Source organism: Streptantibioticus rubrisoli, from assembly GCF_024436055.1.
Taxonomy (GTDB): Bacteria; Actinomycetota; Actinomycetes; order Streptomycetales; family Streptomycetaceae; genus Streptantibioticus_A; species Streptantibioticus_A rubrisoli.
Genome location: NZ_JANFNH010000016.1, coordinates 35,523 through 52,488, shown reverse-complemented (window position 1 = coordinate 52,488; position 16,966 = coordinate 35,523). Strand labels below are relative to the sequence as shown.

Genomic DNA, 16,966 nt, shown 5'->3' with positions numbered 1-16,966 from the left:
GCACAACCAACGAACGGACCCGCAGGTGTGATACCTGCGGGTCCGACGGCTAGAGAACGCTAGCGCGGCGTCAGGCGGCCTTCGGCGCGTTGACGTCGCTCGGCAGCGCCTTCTGCGCGGCCTCGACCAGCGCGGCGAACGCGTTCGGGTCGTTGACGGCGAGCTCCGCGAGGATCTTGCGGTCCACCTCGATGTTGGCGGCCTTCAGACCCTGGATGAAGCGGTTGTAGGTGATGCCGTTGGCGCGGGCAGCGGCGTTGATGCGCTGGATCCACAGCTGACGGAAGTCGCCCTTGCGCTTCTTGCGGTCGTTGTAGTTGTAGACGAGGGAGTGGGTGACCTGCTCCTTCGCCTTGCGGTACAGGCGGGAACGCTGCCCGCGGTAGCCGCTGGCCTGCTCGAGGATTGCCCGGCGCTTCTTGTGGGCGTTCACTGCCCGCTTGACGCGTGCCACTTGGTAACTCCTTGTTGGGGACCGCGGTGGTACTCACACGGTCCGAAAACGAATTGGTCCCGGTCAGTCGGCGCGCCCCGGTCGGGGGCGCGGTCCGTCACTTGCCGAGAAGCTTCTTGATCTTCTTGGCGTCGGCCGGGGCCATCTCGGCGTTGCCGGTGAGACGGCGCGTCCGCGTGGACGGCTTGTGCTCCAGCAGGTGACGCTTGTTGGCGCGCTCACGCAGCACCTTGCCGGAGCCGGTGATCTTGAACCGCTTGCTCGCACCACTGTGCGTCTTGTTCTTCGGCATGGCGCCGTAGTCTCCTCATCGCTGGCCCTCCCGTCCGCGGCCAGGGCGGACGGAGAGCGTCAGTACTGCATTGCGTACCCGGGGTTCACGCCCGGGGTCTTGCTGGCTTGCCTCAGCCGGCGTCGGCGGGAGCCTGCGGCTCCTCGGCCTGTTCGTCCTGCCGCGGCTGGCGACCGGCCTTGCGGGCGGCCTGTGCCTCACGGGCCTCGGCCATCGCCTCGGTCTTCTTCTTGTGCGGACCGAGAACCATGATCATGTTGCGGCCGTCCTGCTTCGGGTTGGACTCCACGAAGCCCAGGTCCTGGACGTCCTCCGCCAGCCGCTGCAGCAGCCGGAAGCCCAGTTCGGGGCGGGACTGCTCGCGACCACGGAACATGATCGTGATCTTGACCTTGTCGCCCTGCTTGAGGAACCGGACGACGTGACCCTTCTTGGTGTCGTAGTCGTGCGGGTCGATCTTCGGCCGGAGCTTCATCTCCTTGATGACCGTGTGCGCCTGGTTCTTGCGCGCCTCACGGGCCTTCATGGCCGACTCGTACTTGAACTTCCCGTAGTCCATGAGCTTGCACACGGGCGGTCGGGCGGTAGCCGCGACCTCGACCAGGTCCAGGTCGTACTCCTGTGCGAGCTCCAGGGCCTTGGCAAGCGGCACAATGCCTACCTGCTCGCCACTGGGACCGACGAGTCGCACCTCGGGGACGCGAATCCGGTCGTTGATGCGGGGCTCGGCGCTGATGGGGCCTCCTCGGTTGCACCACGCGGCGGCCTGGCGGGCAACCGCGCCTTGAGTCTGTGTCTCCTGACCCCGTACCCAGGACGCAAAAAACGCCCCGTACGGTACGCAGGCGGGGCTCCTCACAACCGGGAGCACCGCCGCGGTATTCCGCGGGGCGCATCGGGCCAACACATCTCACGACGCGCTGACGCCTGACCGGAGACCCGCCGACCCGAAAGGTCGGCAAGGTGGGAGTTGGAGCTCCACTTGCGGGCTGAACATCCGGGAACTCCTGGGTGCCCAGCCGGTCGATCTCAAAGCATACCAGTCTTCGGGCGTGGGCAGTAATCACCGAACGGGGCCTATCGTGTCCGTCATGAGCGACAGCACCTCCCCCGCGCCCACCGGCCCGTCCGACTCCGCCGCCGGTGGCCCCGACTTCGACACCATGACCCGTGACATCGCGGACGTCCCCGCGGTCGAGGTGATCACCACGGTGGCGGTCCACCTGATGAGCGCGGCCGCGGTCAACCTGGGACTGGCGGAGGAGGGTGCACAGCACAAGGACCTCGACGAGGCGCGCAAGCTGATCACCGCGCTGGCTGGTCTGGTCACCGCCGGTGCCACCGAGATCGGCTCCTACCACGCGGCTCCGCTGCGGGACGGGCTGAAGTCGCTGCAACTGGCGTTCCGCGAGGCGTCCGTGGTGCCGGACGAGCCGGGCCAGGGCCCGGGCGAGAAGTTCACCGGACCGGTCATCGGCTGAGGCGGACCCGGGAAAGCCTTCGGCTCACCGCGTCCGCGCCGCAACGGCGTCCGGCTCCGGCTCCGGCTCCGCCAGCGAAGCCGGTGGGGCGGGCGTCGGATGGGTCACCCGGTGCGCCCCCGCCGCGAGCGCGCCGCCGACCAGTGGGGCGGCGATGAACAGCCACACCTGCGCCAGCGCCGCCCCGCCCGCGAACAGCGCGGGCCCCAGACTGCGCGCCGGATTCACCGAGGCACCGGTGAGCGGGCCGCCGACCAACTGCGCCACCGCGAAGGCCATTCCGACCGGCAGCCCGGCCGAGCCCGACAGGGTGGCCCTGCCCCGGCTCACCGCGAGCACCACGAACACCACCAGGAAGGTCAGAGCCACCTCGGCGAGGAACGCCCCGACGATGTTGATGCCGACGGCCGACCGGACGCCGTAGCCGTTGCTGCCGAATCCGCCCCTGACCTTCAGCCCCGGCACCTGCCGGGCCACCACGAACAGCAGCGCCGCCCCCGCGATCCCACCCGCGAACTGGGCGGTCCAGTACCGTACGGCGGTCCGCGCCTCCAGCCGGCCGGCGCAGTACATGCCCAGCGTCACCGCGGGGTTGACATGGCACCCGGAGACCGCGCCGAACGAGCACACCAGCGCGAGCAGCACCAGACCGAAGGCCATGGCGGTGCCGAGGCTGCCGATGTACTCGCCCGCCAGCACCGTCGCGCCCACGGCGCAGAAGACCAGCAGCAAGGTGCCCATGAACTCGCAGGTGAGGGCGGCCCGGTCCACCATGGCGCTCTCCTCGCGTCGTTGCCGTGTGCCTGGCACCTGGACACCGGACATTCTCGACCAACCAGGCGCCACACACACCGCGACCCTCCGGCGCGCCCCTGACCGCCGGAGGAAAAGCGCCCGTTCAGCGAACGAACAGCGGCTCCCCCGGCAGCCTGGCGTCCGGCGGCAGCAGCGCCAGCTCCAGGCCGCGCACCAGCCGGGCGCGCAGCGTCTCGTCACCCGCCAGCGCCGTGGCCACCCGCTGGGCCACCGCCGCCACCTGCGCACCGTCCCCCAGCACCAGCCCGACCGTGCCGTCCGTCTCCCGGCTCGGCACCAGATGGGCGCGCACCACCTCGGGCTGCCCGGCCAGCACGTCGCGCACCGCTTCGGCGACCGCCGGGTCGGTGAGCGGATCCAGCCGGTCCCGGCCCGAGGCGAGGGCGTGCAGCGCCGGGCCCGCCAGCGCGTACGGCACCGGTCCCGCCATGTCGAGCAGCAGGGTGTCGGCCTGCTCGTGGGCGAGCGCGCGCAGCGCCTGGTGCAGCGGTACGGCCACCGGCCGGGCGTCAGCCCGCCATCGGGCCAGGCTCGCCACGGAGGTGAAGGCGGGCAGCGCCCGGCGGCCGTCCGGGGCCTGGATGGTGGGCACCGCCATGTCGCTGGTCTTCTCCCGGCGCAAGCCGTCGGGGCCGACCTCCACCTCCCCCAGCAGCGCCACGACCGGCACCAGCAGTCGGGCGCCGACCAGTGCGGCGAGCACATCCGGCTCGGCGGAGCGGTCCTCGGCGTACGCGGCGAGTGCCGCGCTCAGTCGGGGATCGGCGGTGCCGTCGTCGTCGGAGAAGCCGGGGTCCGGAATGTTCTTGAGAGCCACCTGACGAGGGTATCGGCGCCGCCGCCCCGCCCGGTCAGCGCCTTGCCCGCCACCGGAACACCGCGGCCGCCGCCAGCAGCGCGGCTCCCACGATCGCGCTGACGGTGGCGAGCCCGATCCCGGAAGCGGCGTCGGACGCGGCGAAGGCGCGTACCGGGGTGGGGCCCGAGCCGAAGTACCGCTTGGCGTAGGCGGCCGGGGTGGGCGCCTCAGGGCCGGGGGTGAGCTTCGCGGCGGCGTCCAGCGCGGCCACCGGGTCCACCACCCCGGCGCCCACCTGGTCGTTGCGGCCGCCCGGCGGCGGGTCCTGGGCGGTGTCCTGGAGCAGGCGCTTGATCTGGGCGGGGCTCAGCCGCGGGTAGGCGGAGCGGATGAGCGCGACGACGCCGGAGACGTGCGCGGCGGCGGCGCTGGTGCCCCAGGCCTCGTAGTAGCGGCGGTCCGGGTCGGCGATGACCACGTCCACACCGGGCGCGCCCACGGTGGCGTACCAGCGGCTGGTGGAGAACGCCGCGCGGTTGCCGTACCGGTCCACCGCCGTCACCGCGATCACCCCGGGGTAGGCGGCGGGATAGGAGGCGGGGTCGCCCTGCTGGCCGCTGTTGCCCGCGGAGGCGACCACCACGATGCCCTTGGCCAGCGCGTACTGGACGGCCGCGTCTTCGGCCGGGTCGGGATGGGCGGTCTTGCTGTCATCGCCCAGGGAGAGATTGATGACGTTCGCGCCGTGGTCGACGGCCCAGCGGATGCCCTCGGCGAGCGCGCCGTCACGGGTGGCCCGGGCCTGTTTGCGCTGCGGGTCGGTGTCCTCCAGGATCACCCGCACCGGAAGGATCTTCGCCTCCGGGGCGATGCCCATCACCCCGCTGTCGCCGCCCGTGCCATGTCCGTGCCCGGCGATGATGCCCGCCATCGCGGTGCCGTGCCGGGCCCAGGAGGAGTCGCCGCGTTTGGCGCCGAAGCCCACCAGGTCGGTGCCGGGCAGTACCTGCCCGGTGAGGTCGGGGTGGCTGCCGTCCACCCCGGTGTCCAGAACCGCGACGGTGACGCCCTTGCCCTTGGTGGTGCGCCAGGCGCTCTGCGCGTGCAGGGTGTCGAGCGCCCACTGCTGCTGGCGGATCGAGTCGGCGTACGCGATCGCGCCCGGCACGAAGAGGGCGGCCAGCATGGCGAGCAGCAGCGCGAGGCAGCGGAACCGAAGGGTGCTTCGGCGCGGAGGTGGTCCCCCCGGACGGAGTCTGGGGGAGCCCGCGTCGCGGGTGGTGGGCGACGGGTGGGCCGCGCCGCGGCGCGGAGGGGGTGCCCCGGGCGCTGTGTGGGCCCTCATGAGGCGGTTCCCTTGCGGTGCAGGGACTGTTCCACGTCGGTGCGTATGTGGTGTTCGATGGCGGACGCCAGGCCCTTGGCGTCGTGCCCCAGTCCGGCCTGCGCGGCGGCCGAGGTGGCGCCCTTCGTGGTGGCCGCCGCGGCGGGCTGCGGGTCGGTGACCGCACGGCCGTCGGCGAAGCCGCTCACCGCGTAGCCGATCACCGGAAGGGTGTCGGAGATGTCGACGGTCCAACTGGCGCGCTGGGCGAGGCCGAAGCCCGCCGCGACGGTGCCGGGGAAGGCCACCGGGCGGGGCATGGCGTCGGTGCGGCCGTCGAGGTGGCGGGCGGTCCAGGTGCCGCGCAGCGCGGCCATGCTGGCCGGGTCGGCCCGGGTGATCAGCACCCCGACGGTGGTGACGCTGCTGGACGTGGCGTCGGTGTAGGTGGCCCGCAGCAGCCGCAGGCAGCCGACCGGGGCGAGCGCGGCGGCCAGCGCCGGATCGAACGCGCCGTCACATCCGCTGTCCGGGGCGACCCCGATCCGGATCCAGGTGCGGTCGGCGCCGCCGGGTCCGGCGCCGCGACCGTGCACCGTCGGCGGGAAGAGGGTGTCCACGGGCACGCTGTGCCAAAGGCTCCGGGCGTCGGCGTACGTCAGCGCGGTGTCCTCCCGCGCGGTCTGCGCGGCGGCCGTGTCACCCCCCACGAAGTGCCCGACGGCGGCGCCGCCGAGCAGTCCGGCGCCCAGCACCAGGCAGACCCCTGCGGCGACGGTGCCGCGCGCGGCACGCCCGGCCGGGGAAGGGCACGTGGCCGGACGTGCGGCGGGCGGCGGAGGGTAGTTGGGCGGGGGCGGGACCGCTGGCATTCCCAGGGTGGGCGGGCGCCTCGGCATGGGCGGCACCGGGAGCGTCGAGGTCGGACCGGTGGGCACGGAACCGATTTCGGCCATGGAGCCAACTCCTGCGGCGGAAAGGGGCTGTTGCGGCGGAGTGTGCGGACGCGGTGGCGGAGTGGAGGGGCGCGGCGCCCCGCTGTCGACTCCGGTTCCCACCCGGTGCCCCCTCCTGTGAGCTGTGTCCGTCCGGTTCTCCCGCCAGTGCCGGGGTCCAGGCCCCGGGGGGACACAGTACGGGTTTTGGCTGTGTGCGCGCCCCCTGGTCCGGATCATGTCCGCTGGTCGGGGGTCTTGTCCGGCGCTCGAACACGGGGCAAGCTGCCCGCATGTCTGATCGTGCCGCCGACCGCGCCCGTTACGACCGGGCGACCGCGCGCCTTGACGCACCGCTGGCGATCGTGGATCTGGCGGCGTTCGACGCCAACGCCGATGACCTGGTGCGACGGGCGGGTGGCAAGCCGGTCCGGGTGGCGAGCAAGTCGGTGCGCTGCCGTGCGCTGCTGGAACGGGTGCTGGAGCGGGACGGGTTCGCCGGGGTGATGGCGTTCACGCTGGCCGAGGCGGTGTGGCTGGCCCGCGCCGGAATCGAGGACGTCCTGCTGGCCTACCCGTCGGCGGACCGGGCCGGATTCGCGGAGTTGACGGCCGACCCGAAGCTGGCGGGCGCGATTTCGGTGCTGGTCGACGACGTGGCCCAGCTCGATCTGATCGACGCGGCGCGCGCGGGCGGCGGTGAGGAGGTACGGGTCTGCCTGGAGCTGGACACCAGCCTGCGGCTGCTGGGCGGCCGGATACGGTTCGGCGCACGGCGCTCACCGTTGCACGATCCCGTCCAACTGGCCGAGATGGCAAGGGCGGTGGAGCGCAGGCCCGGCTTCCGGGTGGTCGGGCTGATGGCGTACGAGGGGCATGTCGCCGGTGTGGGCGACGCGGTACCGGACGCTCCGTTGCGGTCCCGGGCGGTACGGCTGATGCAGGCCGCCGCCCGCAGGGAGTTGGCGGCGCGCCGCGCGGAGGCGGTGCGGGCGGTACGGGCGGTGGCGCCGGGGCTGGAGTTCGTCAACGGCGGCGGCACCGGCAGCGTCCAGCACACGGCCGCGGAGCGCGCGGTGACCGAGGTGGCGGCCGGTTCCGGGCTGTTCGTGCCGCGGCTGTTCGACCACTACACCTCGTTCCGGGGGCGCCCGGCGGCGCTGTTCGCCCAGCCGGTGGTACGGCGCCCGGGCGTCGGGGTGGTGACGGTACTGGGCGGCGGGTATCCGGCGTCCGGCGCCGCGGGCAAGGACCGGTCACCGGTGCCCTATCTGCCGGAGGGCCTGCGGTACGACCCGCAGGAAGGCGCGGGTGAGGTGCAGACACCGCTCCTGGGGTCAGCGGCGGACGATCTGCTGATCGGCGACAAGGTGTGGTTCCGCCACGCGAAAGCGGGCGAACTGTGCGAGCGCTTCGCACAGTTGCACCTGGTTTCCGGCGACGAAGTGGTCGCCGTCGTCCCCACGTACCGCGGCGAAGGCCGCACGTTCCTGTGAGGAGATGGCTGTTACTTCCTGGGGCAAGCCCCAACCCCCCGGACACACGGGGGCAAGCCCCCAATCCCCCGTTCGGAACCGCCCGAAGGGCTACAGGGGCGTGACGTACGCCCCCGCGATGCCGCCGTCGACCAGGAACTCCGAACCCGTGATGAACGACGAGTCATCACTCGCCAGGAACGCCACCGCGGCGGCGATCTCCTCCGCCTCGGCGAAGCGCCCGAGCGGGATATGCACCAGGCGCCGCGCGGCGCGCTCCGGGTCCTTGGCGAACAGCTCGCGCAGCAGCGGGGTGTTGACCGGGCCCGGGCACAGCGCGTTGACCCGGATGCCCTCCCGGGCGAACCGCACGCCCAGTTCCCGGGACATCGCCAACACCCCGCCCTTGGAGGCGGTGTAGGAGATCTGCGAGGTCGCGGCGCCCATCACGGCGACGAAACTCGCGGTGTTGATGATCGAGCCCTTGCCCTGTCGCTGCATGTAGGGCAGCGCCGCCTTGCAGCACAGGTAGACGGAGGTGAGGTTGACCTCCTGGACCCGGCGCCAGGCGTCGATCCCGGTGGTCAGGATGGAATCGTCGTCGGGCGGCGAGATCCCGGCGTTGTTGAACGCGATGTCCACGGAGCCGTAGATGTCGTACGCGGTCCGGAACAACTCCTTCACCTGGTCGGCGTCGGTGACGTCGACCTTGAGGTAGGAGCCGCCGGTCTGGGCGGCGGCGGCCTCCCCCGCCGCCTGGTCGATGTCGGCGCACACCACGTTGGCGCCCTCGGAGGCGAGACGGCGGGCGGTCGCCAGGCCGATGCCGCTGCCCGCGCCGGTGACGACGGCGGTTCGGCCCGGCAGGCGGCGGCAGATGACTTCGTCGGTCTGTGCGGTCACTGGTGTCATTCCTCCGTGCTGATGAAGACGTTCTCGGTCTCGGTGAAGGCGGCGAGCGCGCCGGGGCCGATGTGAGCGCCCGCCCCTCCTGGGCGGCGATCTCCTTGGCGCCGGTCTTGTAGATGACGTGCTGGTCGCAGGTGGTGAGCGCCTCGTCGTAGCGGAACGCGATCTCGTGCTGGCCGAGGTTGCACTCGCCCTTGGCGGACTCCACGGTCATCCCGGCGGCGCCCATCTCGTTGCGGATGCGGCGCAGCAGCGGTTCGACCCGGCCGGTGCCGAGCACCGAGTAGTCGACGTTGTACTGGTTGGCCGGGTGCATCTGCCGGTAGCCGCGGTTCCAGGCGTCCTCGTAGGTGTCGTTGAACACCATGAACTCCAACTCGGTGCCCACGAGGGCGGACCAGCCGCGTTCGGCGAGACGGTCGCGCTGGCGGCGCAGGATCTGCCGCGGGGAGGCGGCGACGGGTGAACCGTCGTGCCAGGCGAGGTCGGCGATGAGCGGTGCGGTGCCCTCGTTCCAGGGGGTGTGCCGCAGTGTGGCCGGGTCGGCTTGCATCGCGAAGTCACCGTAGCCGTGCTCCCACGAGGACATGGCGTAACCGTTCACCGTGTTCATCTCGGCGTCCACGGCGAGCAGGTAGTTGCAGCCCTCGGTGCCGTGCTCCAGCACCTCGTCCAGGAAGAAGGGCGCCGCGAAGCGCTTGCCCTGCAGGCGCCCCTGCATGTCGGTGAAGGCGAGGACGACGGTGTCGACGGTGCCGGTGTCGACCAGCCGCCGCAGCTCGGGCACGGTGAGTGGCGGTGTGCGGTCTGCCACGAGGTGGGCCTCCTGTCAGTGGACCGGAGCCCTAAGGTATGCGTGGGAACCATTGATTGGTAAGGGCTTTCGGGAGGACGGATGAGCGGCTCCGCGCAGGGCGGCCGGGCACGGGAGACCGACCGGCTCTCCCCCGTGCTGCGTCCGGTACGGGCGGGCAGCGGCTTCGAGGAGGCGCTGGAGCAGATACTCCAGGTACTGCGGCTCGGCCTGGTGCCGTAGGGCGAACGACTGCCGTCGGAGCGGGAGTTGGCGGACCGGCTGCGGATCAGCCGGGTGACCTTGCGCGAGGTGCTCAAGGTGCTCCAGGAGCAGGGCCTGGTGGAGAGCAGACGCGGCCGGTACGGCGGAACGTTCGTGCGCTACCGCGCGGGCGACCTGGCCAGCACGGCGTCCGGCACCGCGCCCGAGGTGGCGGATGTCGACGTGGACGACGTGCTGCGGTTCCGCGAAGTGCTGGAAGTGGGGGCCGCGGAGCTGTGCGCGGCACGGGAGTTGGACGAGGAGCAGCGCGAGCGGCTGCGGGCGGCTGCGGCGGCGACGAACGACGCGCCGCTCGCCGACTACCGCAGGCTGGACACCCGGCTGCACCTGACGCTGGCCGAGTTGTCGGGTTCGCCGTCGCTGGCCGCCGCGTACGCCGGGACCCGGGCGCGGGTCAACGACCTGCTGGACCGCATCCCGCTGCTGGTGCGCAACCTCGAACACTCGCAGACCCAGCACGCGGCGCTCCTTGAGGCGATCCTGGAGGGAGATGCCGACGGAGCGCGCGAGGTGATGCGCGAGCACTGTGCGGGCACCGCGGCACTTTTGCGCGGGTTCCTCAGTTGACCAGACAAAGGTACACTTCCAAACCATTGGAGGCGACGGGAGGACAGCGGTGGGACGGCCACTGATCGGCATCAGCACGTACTGGGAGTCCTCGGCGCGCTACCGGGTGTGGCAGCTGCCCGCGGCACTGCTGCCCGCCAGTTATCCGCGCATCGTGCAGGCGGCCGGGGCGCTGGCGGTGATGCTGCCGCCGGATGACCCGGCGGCGGCCAAGGAAGCCGTGGAACGGCTGGACGGCCTGGTGATCGCGGGCGGCGAGGACGTCGATCCGCAGCGCTACGGAGCCGAGCGGGATCCGCGGACGGGGCCGCCCGCGGTGGAGCGGGACGCGTGGGAACTGGCCCTGATCGAGGCCGCGTTGGGCGCCGGAACCCCACTGCTCGGCATCTGCCGGGGCATGCAACTGCTCAATGTCGCGTTGGGCGGCACGCTGGTGCAGCACCTGCCCGACGAGGTCGGGCACGCGGGCCACGCCGAGGTGGCGGGCGTGTTCGGCAGCCACCGGGTCGTCCCGGTGGCCGGAACCCGGCTGGCCGCCGCCGTCCCGGAGCCAGTGGACGTGCCGACGTACCACCACCAGGCGGTGGGCCGCCTGGGCGGCGCGCTGATCGCCAGCGCGCACGCCGCCTGCGACGGCACGGTGGAGGCGGTGGAACTCCCCGGCGGCCCCTTCGTGCTGGGCGTGCAGTGGCATCCGGAGATGTCGGACGACTCTCGCGTGCTGGGGGCGCTGGTCGCGGCCACGGTGGGTTGAGCCGCGTTCAGCACCGCCGGGCTACGGCGCCGCGGTCGCGCGCCTCGCGGCGAGGTCAATCCCGCGCTGTCAGCGACAAGAGGTTCCGGGACGGCCCCGTCGGGCGTTGCCCTTGTGGCCACACCGCCCGAAGCTCACGCGCCAACCGGACGCCCTCCACCGGGACTTCCACCATGCGGCGGGCCGCGAGCTCATCGGCGACGGCGAGTTGACTCAGTACCGTCGGCCCCACGCCGCTACTCACCGCGGACTTGACCGCCGTCGTCGAGGACAGCTCCAGCAACGGCGCCGCCAGCCCCCCGTACTCGGCCAACGCCGCGTCCACCACCTGGCGGGTCCCCGAACCCTCCTCGCGCAGAATCAGCGGCGTCGCCGCCAACTCCCGTGCCGGGACGGGCGTGCGGCGCCGCGCCCAGGGGTGGCCCGGTGCCACGACCACGACCAAGCGGTCATGGGCGACCGTCACCGCATCCAGCCCACCGGGCACGTCAACCCCCTCCACGAACCCCAGGTCGGCCTCCCCGTCCCGCAACCTGCGGGCGACCGCCGCGGAGTTACCGGCCAGCAGCGAGACCGCGGTGCCGGGCAGTTGCCCGTGCAGCGCGATCAGCCAGCCGGGCAGCAGGTACTCGGCGATGGTCATGCTGGCCGCGACGCGCAGCCGGGAGTCCCGGCGGGCCCGCAGGGCCCGCGCTCCCGCGTCGAACTCCTCGGCCGCCTCGACCACCCGGCGCGCCCAGTCGGTGACCAGCGACCCGGCGTCGGTCAGTCGCGAGCCGGACGGTGAGCGGGTCACCAGGCGCACCCCGAGCTGCTGTTCCATCGCCCGGACGCGGCTGCTGGCGGCGGGCTGGGTGATGCCGAGCTCGCGCGCCGCACGGCCCAGGCTGCCCAGCCGCGCCACAGCCAGCAGCAACTCCATCGCTCCCAGATCCGGCACTCGGTGGGCAAGTGGTCGCGGCACGTCCCGGCTGCTGCTCATAACCCCAGCTTATGCCCTCATAGACACATACTCCCTGGTGAGCGGGGCGACGGCCAGCGAGTGTGGGGACATGGCCACTCTCACTCCCGTACGCACCGCCGCGCCCACCGCCCGCGACCAGCGGTCCGCGCCACTGCGCCACCTCGGTCCGAACTGGTACGCCACCGTCATGGGCACGGCCATCGTGGCCAACGCCGGTGCCGCGCTGCCCGGGCATCCCTCGTGGCTGCGGCTGCCGTGCCTGGTGGTGTGGGCGCTGTCGGCGGTACTGCTGGCCGCCGTGCTCGCCGCCCGCGCCGGGCATCTGTGGTGCCACCCCGACCAGGCGTGCAGGCATCTGCTGGACCCGGCGGTGGCGCCGTTCTACGGCTGCCTTTCGATGGCCCTGCTGGCGGTGGGCGCCGGAACGCTCTCCGTCGGCGCCCACTGGATCGGGGTGCGGGCGGCGGTCGCGGTGGACGCGGGGCTGTGGCTGGCCGGAACGGCCAGCGGGCTACTGGTCGCGGTGGCGGTGCCTTATCTGATGGTGGCCAGGCACCGGATCGGGACGAAGAGCGCCTCGCCGGTGCTGCTGCTGCCGGTTGTGGCGCCGATGGTGTCGGCCGCGACCGGTCCCGCGCTGGTCCCCCATCTGCCGCCCGGCCAGTGGCGGGCCGCGCTGCTGCTCGGCTGCTACGCGATGTTCGGGCTGAGCCTGCTGGCGACGCTGGTGATGCTTCCCGCGGTGTTCGCGCGGCTGGTGTACCACGGGCCGTTGCCGCTCGCGCTGACTCCGACGCTGTTCCTGGTACTGGGTCCGCTCGGCCAGTCGACCACCGCGGTCGGCAACGCCGCCGACGCCGTGCCCGCCGTGGGATCCGCGCCGTACGCCCAACCGCTGGGCGGCTTCGCGGTGTTGTACGGGGTGCCGGTGATGGGGTTCGCGCTGCTGTGGCTCGCGCTGGCCGGGGTGATGGTGGTGCGTGCGGCACGCCGCGGCATGCCGTTCACGATGACATGGTGGGGGTTCACCTTCCCGGTGGGAACCTGTGTCACGGGCGCGGCCAGCCTGGCCCGGCACACCGGCGTCGCGGTCTTCGGCTGGCTGGCGGTCGGGCTGTACGCGCTGCTGGTGGCGGCCTGGGGCACCGCGGCGGTGCGCACGGCGGGTGGCCTGGTCAGCGGCGCGCTGCTCGCAGCGCCGCGCCGATGACCTCGGGCGCCTCCCGCAACGAGGGCCCGTACCAGGTGAGATGGCGCCCGCTGACCAGCGCGGCGGGCAGGCCGGGGAACGCCTCAGGGCCGTCGTCCGCGGTGAAGCGGTACGGCTCGTCGGGCAGCACCACCAACTCGGCACCGGCGGCGTTGAGTTCGTCGATCGGGATGCGCGGATACCGTTCGCAGTGACCGGCGTACACGTTGCCCACTGAGAGCCGGGCCAGTACGTCGCCCGCGAAGGTGTCCCGCCCGCACACCATCCAGGGCCGCCGCCACACCGGCACCACGGCCGGGACCAGGCGGCCGGGCGGCCGCACCCGGCGCCAGACGGCCTCCGCCTCGGCCAGCCAGGCCGGGCTCGGCAGCCCGCAGCCGTCCACCAGTACCCGGCGCAGTTCGCTGAACGCCTGCTCCAGGGTGCGTACTTCGGTCACCAGCACGCGCAGCCCGGCGGCGCGCAGCGCGGCCAGGTCGGGGGCGCGGTTCTCCTCCTCGTTGGCGATCACCAGATCGGGCGCGAGCGCGGCGATCCGCTTGGTGTCGGGGTTCTTGGTGCCGCCGACCCGGACGACATCGAGGTCGTCCGGGTGGGTGCACCAGTCGGTGACGCCTACCAGCAGGTCCCGCCTGGTGGCGGCGACGGCCTCGGTGAGCGAGGGGACGAGCGAGACAACGCGCATGACCGCCAGTCTCCCTGATCCCGCCGAACCGCGCGGCACGGTGGGGTCTTCAGCAGGTCGGGCGAAGCCCGCCGCGGTCCGGTAGCGCCCTGAAGGGGCGCGGGGACCTGCGCGACCAGCCCCCATGGTGCGCCAGACAACCCACGGCATATCGCCGCACCCCCAGCGGAGCGCTCAGCCCTTCGTGCTGCCCACCGGTGCCATCCGGTCGACGAAGCCGGGGTGCTGCTTCAGCCAGTCGCGCACGCCCTGCTGTTCGTTGCCCTGTCCGGCGTCCTGGATCGCCGCCTCCAGGCCGGTCAGGTCCTTCTCGTCCATGTGGAAGTTCCGCAGCCATCCGGCGACCGCCGGGTCCTTCTTCGGGAACTCCTTGGCGGCCAGCGTGTGGATGCGGTCACCGGCGCCGAACGCGCCCTGGGGGTCCTGGAGTTTGGTGAGCTGGTACTTGCTGTACGCCCAGTGCGGCGACCACAGCACCACCGCCACCGGCTCCCTCTTGGCGTAGGAGCGCTCCAGTTGGGCCAGCATCCCCGCGGTGCTGCCGGTGGTCAGCTGGTACTCCTTGTCCAGCCCGTAGGCGGGCAGCACCTTGGTGCGCAGCAGGTTCATCTCCCCCGCGCCGGGCTCGATGCCGATGATCCGGCCGCCGAACTCCGACGCCTTTCCGCGCAGGTCGGCGAGCGACTTCACGTCCTTCACATAGCTCGGCACGCTGATCTCCAGCGATGTCGGCCCGTACCAGGAACCGAGGTCGGTCAGGTCCTTGCCGTACTGCTTCCAGTACTGGGCGTGGGTGGTGGGTAGCCAGGAATCGGTCTCGAAGTCGATGGCGCCGCTTGCCATGCCGGTGTAGAGGGCGCCCACGTCGTACGTCCTGGCGTTGACGGTGTAGCCGCGCTCCTCCAGCGCCTCCTTCCACAGGTAGGTGGAGGCGATGCCCTCGTCCCAGGGGATGTAGCCGAGGTTGACGGCCTTGCCCCTGCCAACGTTCTTGCCCGCCGCCACCTGCGGACCGCCACCCGACCCGCCGAAGACGCCCAGGCCCGCCGCGACCAGCGCGAGCACCAGCACGCCCGCCATGGCGACCGCGGTGTTCGGCCGGTAGCTCCGGATCCGCGCGCCACGCAGCGCGTCGGCCCTGGCCAGGGCGCGTCGGCCGAGCGGGGAGACCTGGTTGCCCAGGGCGCCGGTCATACGGTCGAGGTACATGGCGAGGATGACCACGGCGATCCCGCCCTCGAAGCCGAGGCCCACGTTGACCTGGCTGATCGCGGTGAACACCGAGGCGCCCAGGCCGCCCGCGCCGACCATGCCCGCGATCACCACCATGGACAGCGCCAGCATGATGACCTGGTTGATCCCGGCCATGATGGTGGGCAGCGCCAGCGGAAGCTGCACCCGCAGCAGGATGTCGCGCGAGGTGGTGCCGAACGCCTCGGCGGCCTCGACGAGTTCGCCGTCCACCTGCCGGATGCCCAGCTCCGTCATCCGTACGCCGGGAGCCATCGCGAAGATGATGGTGGCGATGACGCCGGGCACCACACCGAGGCCGAAGAAGAAGATGCCCGGGATCAGATAGACGAAGGCGGGCATTGTCTGCATCACGTCGAGCACCGGCCGCAGCACCGCGCTGACGGTGCGGTTGCGCCCGGCCCACACGCCCAGCGGTACGGCGAGCACGACGGTGATGACGGTGGCGACCAGCACCAGCGAGAGGGTCTGCGTCGCCGGGTCCCACTGCTGTACGGAGTCGATCAGCGCGAAGCCCACGAAGGCCAGCACACCGGCGGTCAGCCCGCGCAGCCACAGCGCCAGCACCGCGAGGATGCCCGCCAGCAGCAGCGGCTGCGGCGCGGAGAGCACCGCGTTGACGCCGTCGTACATGTGCTGGACGACGGCGGTGACGAAGTCGAAGAGCCAGGCGAGGTGGTCGCGCAGGAAGCTGACCGCGTTGTCCACCCAGTGCCCGAGTCGCAGCCTAGGCACCGGTGGCCTCCTTCTCCATCGGCCGTGCGTCGCACGGTACTTGGGGCCCGTCGTGGTCGCCGAGCAGGGTCAGTACCCGCTGCCGTGGTACGACGCCCAGCAGCTTGTCCGCGTCGTCGCGGACCGCGACCGGGTGCGGCACCCGGGCGGTGACGGCGAGCAGTTCGGCGAGCGTGGTGTGCGGGGTGACCGACTCGCAGCCGCAGTCCGCGGCGTCCGGGCGGTGCGGGGGCACCATCGCGGAGGCGGCGGTGAGCACCCGGGAGCGGTCCACGTCCTGGACGAAGGAGGCCACGTAGTCGTTGGCCGGTTCGACCAGTATCTGTTCCGCGCTGCCCAGTTGCACGATGCGGCCGTCACGCATCACGGCGATGCGGTCGCCGAGCCGCATCGCCTCGTTGAGGTCATGGGTGATGAACACGATGGTCTTGTGCAGGCTGCGCTGGAGTTCCAGCAGTTGGTCCTGCATGTCGCGGCGGATGAGCGGGTCGAGGGCGCTGAACGACTCGTCCATCAGCAGCAGTTCGGCGTCGGTGGCCAGTGCCCTGGCCAGCCCCACCCGCTGCTGCATGCCGCCGGACAGCTCGTCCGGCCAGGACTTCTCCCAGCCCTCCAGGCCGACCAGGTGCAGTGCCTCGGTGGCCCGGCGCAGCCGCTCGTCACGCGGTACACCCTGCACCTGGAGCCCGTAGGCGGCGTTCTCCAGCACGCTGCGGTGCGGGAACAGCGCGAAGTGCTGGAAGACCATGCTGATCTGGTGCGAGCGCACCCGGCGCAGTTCCTGCGGCGCGAGCGCGGTCAGGTCCTGGCCGCCGAACAGCACCCGCCCGCAGGTGGGTTCCAGCAGGCCGTTGAGCATCCGCAGCAGGGTGGACTTGCCGGATCCGGACAGCCCCATGATGACGAAGATCTCGCCCGCCTCGACGGTGAAGGACGCGTCGATCACCGCGGCCGTGCTGCCCTTGTCCCGCAACGCGGCCCGGTCGGCGCCTCGTTGGAGCGCTTCCACCGCGTCGAGTGGCCGCCGCCCGAAGACTTTGTACAGATGGTCTGCTTGCAGGCTTGACACTTGCACCTCTCGGGTCGAACGGCATGACGACCCGCCTGGCGCCGGGCCCACTCGCGCGGGCGGCTGCCCGAAATCTCCCGACGCAAACAACCCGTGGCCCGGATCACAGCGTGCGGCGGGTGTGAGGCCGCCATGTCAGAGGGGTAGGGCATCATCGGTCAGGTGAGC

At 72.1% G+C, this 16,966-nt stretch carries 16 protein-coding genes and 2 pseudogenes; 5 read left to right on the top strand and 13 right to left on the bottom strand.

Going from position 1 to position 16,966, the window contains the following annotated elements; translation table 11 throughout:
- Positions 1-70: 70 nt before the first annotated feature.
- The 3 genes from rplT to infC all read right to left on the bottom strand — a co-directional run bounded on the left by rplT (position 71) and on the right by infC (position 1,482).
- Positions 71-454, bottom strand: coding sequence for a 50S ribosomal protein L20 (rplT, locus tag NON19_RS15915; protein WP_255928596.1), 384 nt, complete (start codon positions 452-454; stop codon positions 71-73).
- Between the two features lie 97 nt (positions 455-551).
- Positions 552-746, bottom strand: coding sequence for a 50S ribosomal protein L35 (gene rpmI, locus NON19_RS15910; protein WP_255928594.1), 195 nt, complete (start codon positions 744-746; stop codon positions 552-554).
- Positions 747-858: 112 nt separating this feature from the next.
- Positions 859-1,482: a translation initiation factor IF-3 gene (gene infC, locus NON19_RS15905; protein ID WP_255928711.1), complete on the bottom strand. Its 624-nt coding sequence runs from the start codon at positions 1,480-1,482 to the stop codon at positions 859-861.
- A 355-nt stretch (positions 1,483-1,837) separates the two neighbouring features.
- Between infC and NON19_RS15900 the strand changes: the two genes are divergently transcribed.
- On the top strand, positions 1,838-2,227 hold the full coding sequence (locus NON19_RS15900) for a DUF1844 domain-containing protein (RefSeq protein WP_255928592.1): 390 nt from the start codon (positions 1,838-1,840) through the stop codon (positions 2,225-2,227).
- A 24-nt stretch (positions 2,228-2,251) separates the two neighbouring features.
- Here NON19_RS15900 and NON19_RS15895 read toward each other — a convergent pair whose 3' ends face one another.
- The 4 genes from NON19_RS15895 to NON19_RS15880 all read right to left on the bottom strand — a co-directional run bounded on the left by NON19_RS15895 (position 2,252) and on the right by NON19_RS15880 (position 6,122).
- Complete coding sequence (locus tag NON19_RS15895) at positions 2,252-3,001, bottom strand: MIP/aquaporin family protein (protein ID WP_255928590.1); 750 nt, start codon at positions 2,999-3,001, stop codon at positions 2,252-2,254.
- Positions 3,002-3,125: 124 nt separating this feature from the next.
- Positions 3,126-3,860: an SseB family protein gene (locus NON19_RS15890; protein WP_255928588.1), complete on the bottom strand. Its 735-nt coding sequence runs from the start codon at positions 3,858-3,860 to the stop codon at positions 3,126-3,128.
- Positions 3,861-3,894: 34 nt separating this feature from the next.
- Positions 3,895-5,028 carry a type VII secretion-associated serine protease mycosin gene (gene mycP / locus NON19_RS15885; protein ID WP_255928586.1) on the bottom strand — a complete coding sequence of 378 codons (1,134 nt, stop codon included), beginning with the start codon at positions 5,026-5,028 and terminating at the stop codon, positions 3,895-3,897.
- 155 nt (positions 5,029-5,183) lie between these two features.
- Entirely contained in the window at positions 5,184-6,122 is a 939-nt protein-coding gene (locus NON19_RS15880) for a hypothetical protein (protein ID WP_255928584.1), read from the bottom strand.
- A 272-nt stretch (positions 6,123-6,394) separates the two neighbouring features.
- Between NON19_RS15880 and NON19_RS15875 the strand changes: the two genes are divergently transcribed.
- A complete protein-coding gene (locus NON19_RS15875) occupies positions 6,395-7,597 on the top strand; it encodes an alanine racemase (RefSeq protein WP_255928582.1) in 1,203 nt (400 codons plus the stop codon).
- Positions 7,598-7,687: 90 nt separating this feature from the next.
- On the opposite strand, the gene NON19_RS15870 is transcribed toward NON19_RS15875, so the two are convergent.
- Together NON19_RS15870 and NON19_RS15865 are read right to left on the bottom strand one after the other, a co-directional pair.
- Positions 7,688-8,488: a 3-oxoacyl-ACP reductase gene (locus NON19_RS15870; RefSeq protein WP_255928580.1), complete on the bottom strand. Its 801-nt coding sequence runs from the start codon at positions 8,486-8,488 to the stop codon at positions 7,688-7,690.
- A 61-nt stretch (positions 8,489-8,549) separates the two neighbouring features.
- Positions 8,550-9,299: pseudogene (locus NON19_RS15865) on the bottom strand (type I glutamate--ammonia ligase); the annotation flags it as partial.
- 81 nt (positions 9,300-9,380) lie between these two features.
- Here NON19_RS15865 and NON19_RS15860 point away from each other — a divergent pair.
- Positions 9,381-10,130 (top strand): annotated as a pseudogene (locus NON19_RS15860) (FadR/GntR family transcriptional regulator).
- 49 nt (positions 10,131-10,179) lie between these two features.
- Complete coding sequence (locus NON19_RS15855; protein ID WP_255928578.1) at positions 10,180-10,884, top strand: gamma-glutamyl-gamma-aminobutyrate hydrolase family protein; 705 nt, start codon at positions 10,180-10,182, stop codon at positions 10,882-10,884.
- 55 nt (positions 10,885-10,939) lie between these two features.
- Here NON19_RS15855 and NON19_RS15850 read toward each other — a convergent pair whose 3' ends face one another.
- Positions 10,940-11,866 (bottom strand): LysR family transcriptional regulator, encoded by a 927-nt coding sequence (locus NON19_RS15850; RefSeq protein WP_255928576.1) that lies wholly within the window; start codon positions 11,864-11,866, stop codon positions 10,940-10,942.
- A 70-nt stretch (positions 11,867-11,936) separates the two neighbouring features.
- Between NON19_RS15850 and NON19_RS15845 the strand changes: the two genes are divergently transcribed.
- On the top strand, positions 11,937-13,058 hold the full coding sequence (locus NON19_RS15845) for a TDT family transporter (RefSeq protein WP_255928574.1): 1,122 nt from the start codon (positions 11,937-11,939) through the stop codon (positions 13,056-13,058).
- On the opposite strand, the gene NON19_RS15840 is transcribed toward NON19_RS15845, so the two are convergent.
- From NON19_RS15840 to NON19_RS15830, 3 genes are all read right to left on the bottom strand, one after another.
- Positions 13,024-13,743, bottom strand: a complete 720-nt coding sequence (locus NON19_RS15840; protein ID WP_255928572.1) for a helical backbone metal receptor — start codon at positions 13,741-13,743, stop codon at positions 13,024-13,026. The two genes, NON19_RS15845 and NON19_RS15840, sit on opposite strands and share 35 nt — an antisense overlap.
- Before the next feature lie 174 nt (positions 13,744-13,917).
- Positions 13,918-15,729, bottom strand: a complete 1,812-nt coding sequence (locus tag NON19_RS15835) for an ABC transporter permease/substrate binding protein (protein WP_372514151.1) — start codon at positions 15,727-15,729, stop codon at positions 13,918-13,920.
- Positions 15,722-16,798, bottom strand: a complete 1,077-nt coding sequence (locus NON19_RS15830; RefSeq protein WP_255928570.1) for a quaternary amine ABC transporter ATP-binding protein — start codon at positions 16,796-16,798, stop codon at positions 15,722-15,724. The genes NON19_RS15835 and NON19_RS15830 overlap by 8 nt, the downstream gene beginning before the upstream one ends.
- Between the last annotated feature and the right edge of the window lie 168 nt (positions 16,799-16,966).

Excerpts from the sequence above, each read along its gene's own strand:
- rpmI (WP_255928594.1), bottom strand. The coding sequence starts at position 746 with ATGCCGAAGAACAAGACGCACAGTGGTGCGAGCAAGCGGTTCAAGATC.
- NON19_RS15900 (WP_255928592.1), top strand. The coding sequence starts at position 1,838 with ATGAGCGACAGCACCTCCCCCGCGCCCACCGGCCCGTCCGACTCCGCC.
- NON19_RS15895 (WP_255928590.1), bottom strand. The coding sequence starts at position 3,001 with ATGGTGGACCGGGCCGCCCTCACCTGCGAGTTCATGGGCACCTTGCTG.
- mycP (WP_255928586.1), bottom strand. The coding sequence starts at position 5,028 with ATGCTGGCCGCCCTCTTCGTGCCGGGCGCGATCGCGTACGCCGACTCG.
- NON19_RS15880 (WP_255928584.1), bottom strand. The coding sequence starts at position 6,122 with ATGGCCGAAATCGGTTCCGTGCCCACCGGTCCGACCTCGACGCTCCCG.
- NON19_RS15875 (WP_255928582.1), top strand. The coding sequence starts at position 6,395 with ATGTCTGATCGTGCCGCCGACCGCGCCCGTTACGACCGGGCGACCGCG.
- NON19_RS15870 (WP_255928580.1), bottom strand. The coding sequence starts at position 8,488 with ATGACACCAGTGACCGCACAGACCGACGAAGTCATCTGCCGCCGCCTG.
- NON19_RS15850 (WP_255928576.1), bottom strand. The coding sequence starts at position 11,866 with ATGAGCAGCAGCCGGGACGTGCCGCGACCACTTGCCCACCGAGTGCCG.
- NON19_RS15845 (WP_255928574.1), top strand. The coding sequence starts at position 11,937 with ATGGCCACTCTCACTCCCGTACGCACCGCCGCGCCCACCGCCCGCGAC.
- NON19_RS15840 (WP_255928572.1), bottom strand. The coding sequence starts at position 13,743 with ATGCGCGTTGTCTCGCTCGTCCCCTCGCTCACCGAGGCCGTCGCCGCC.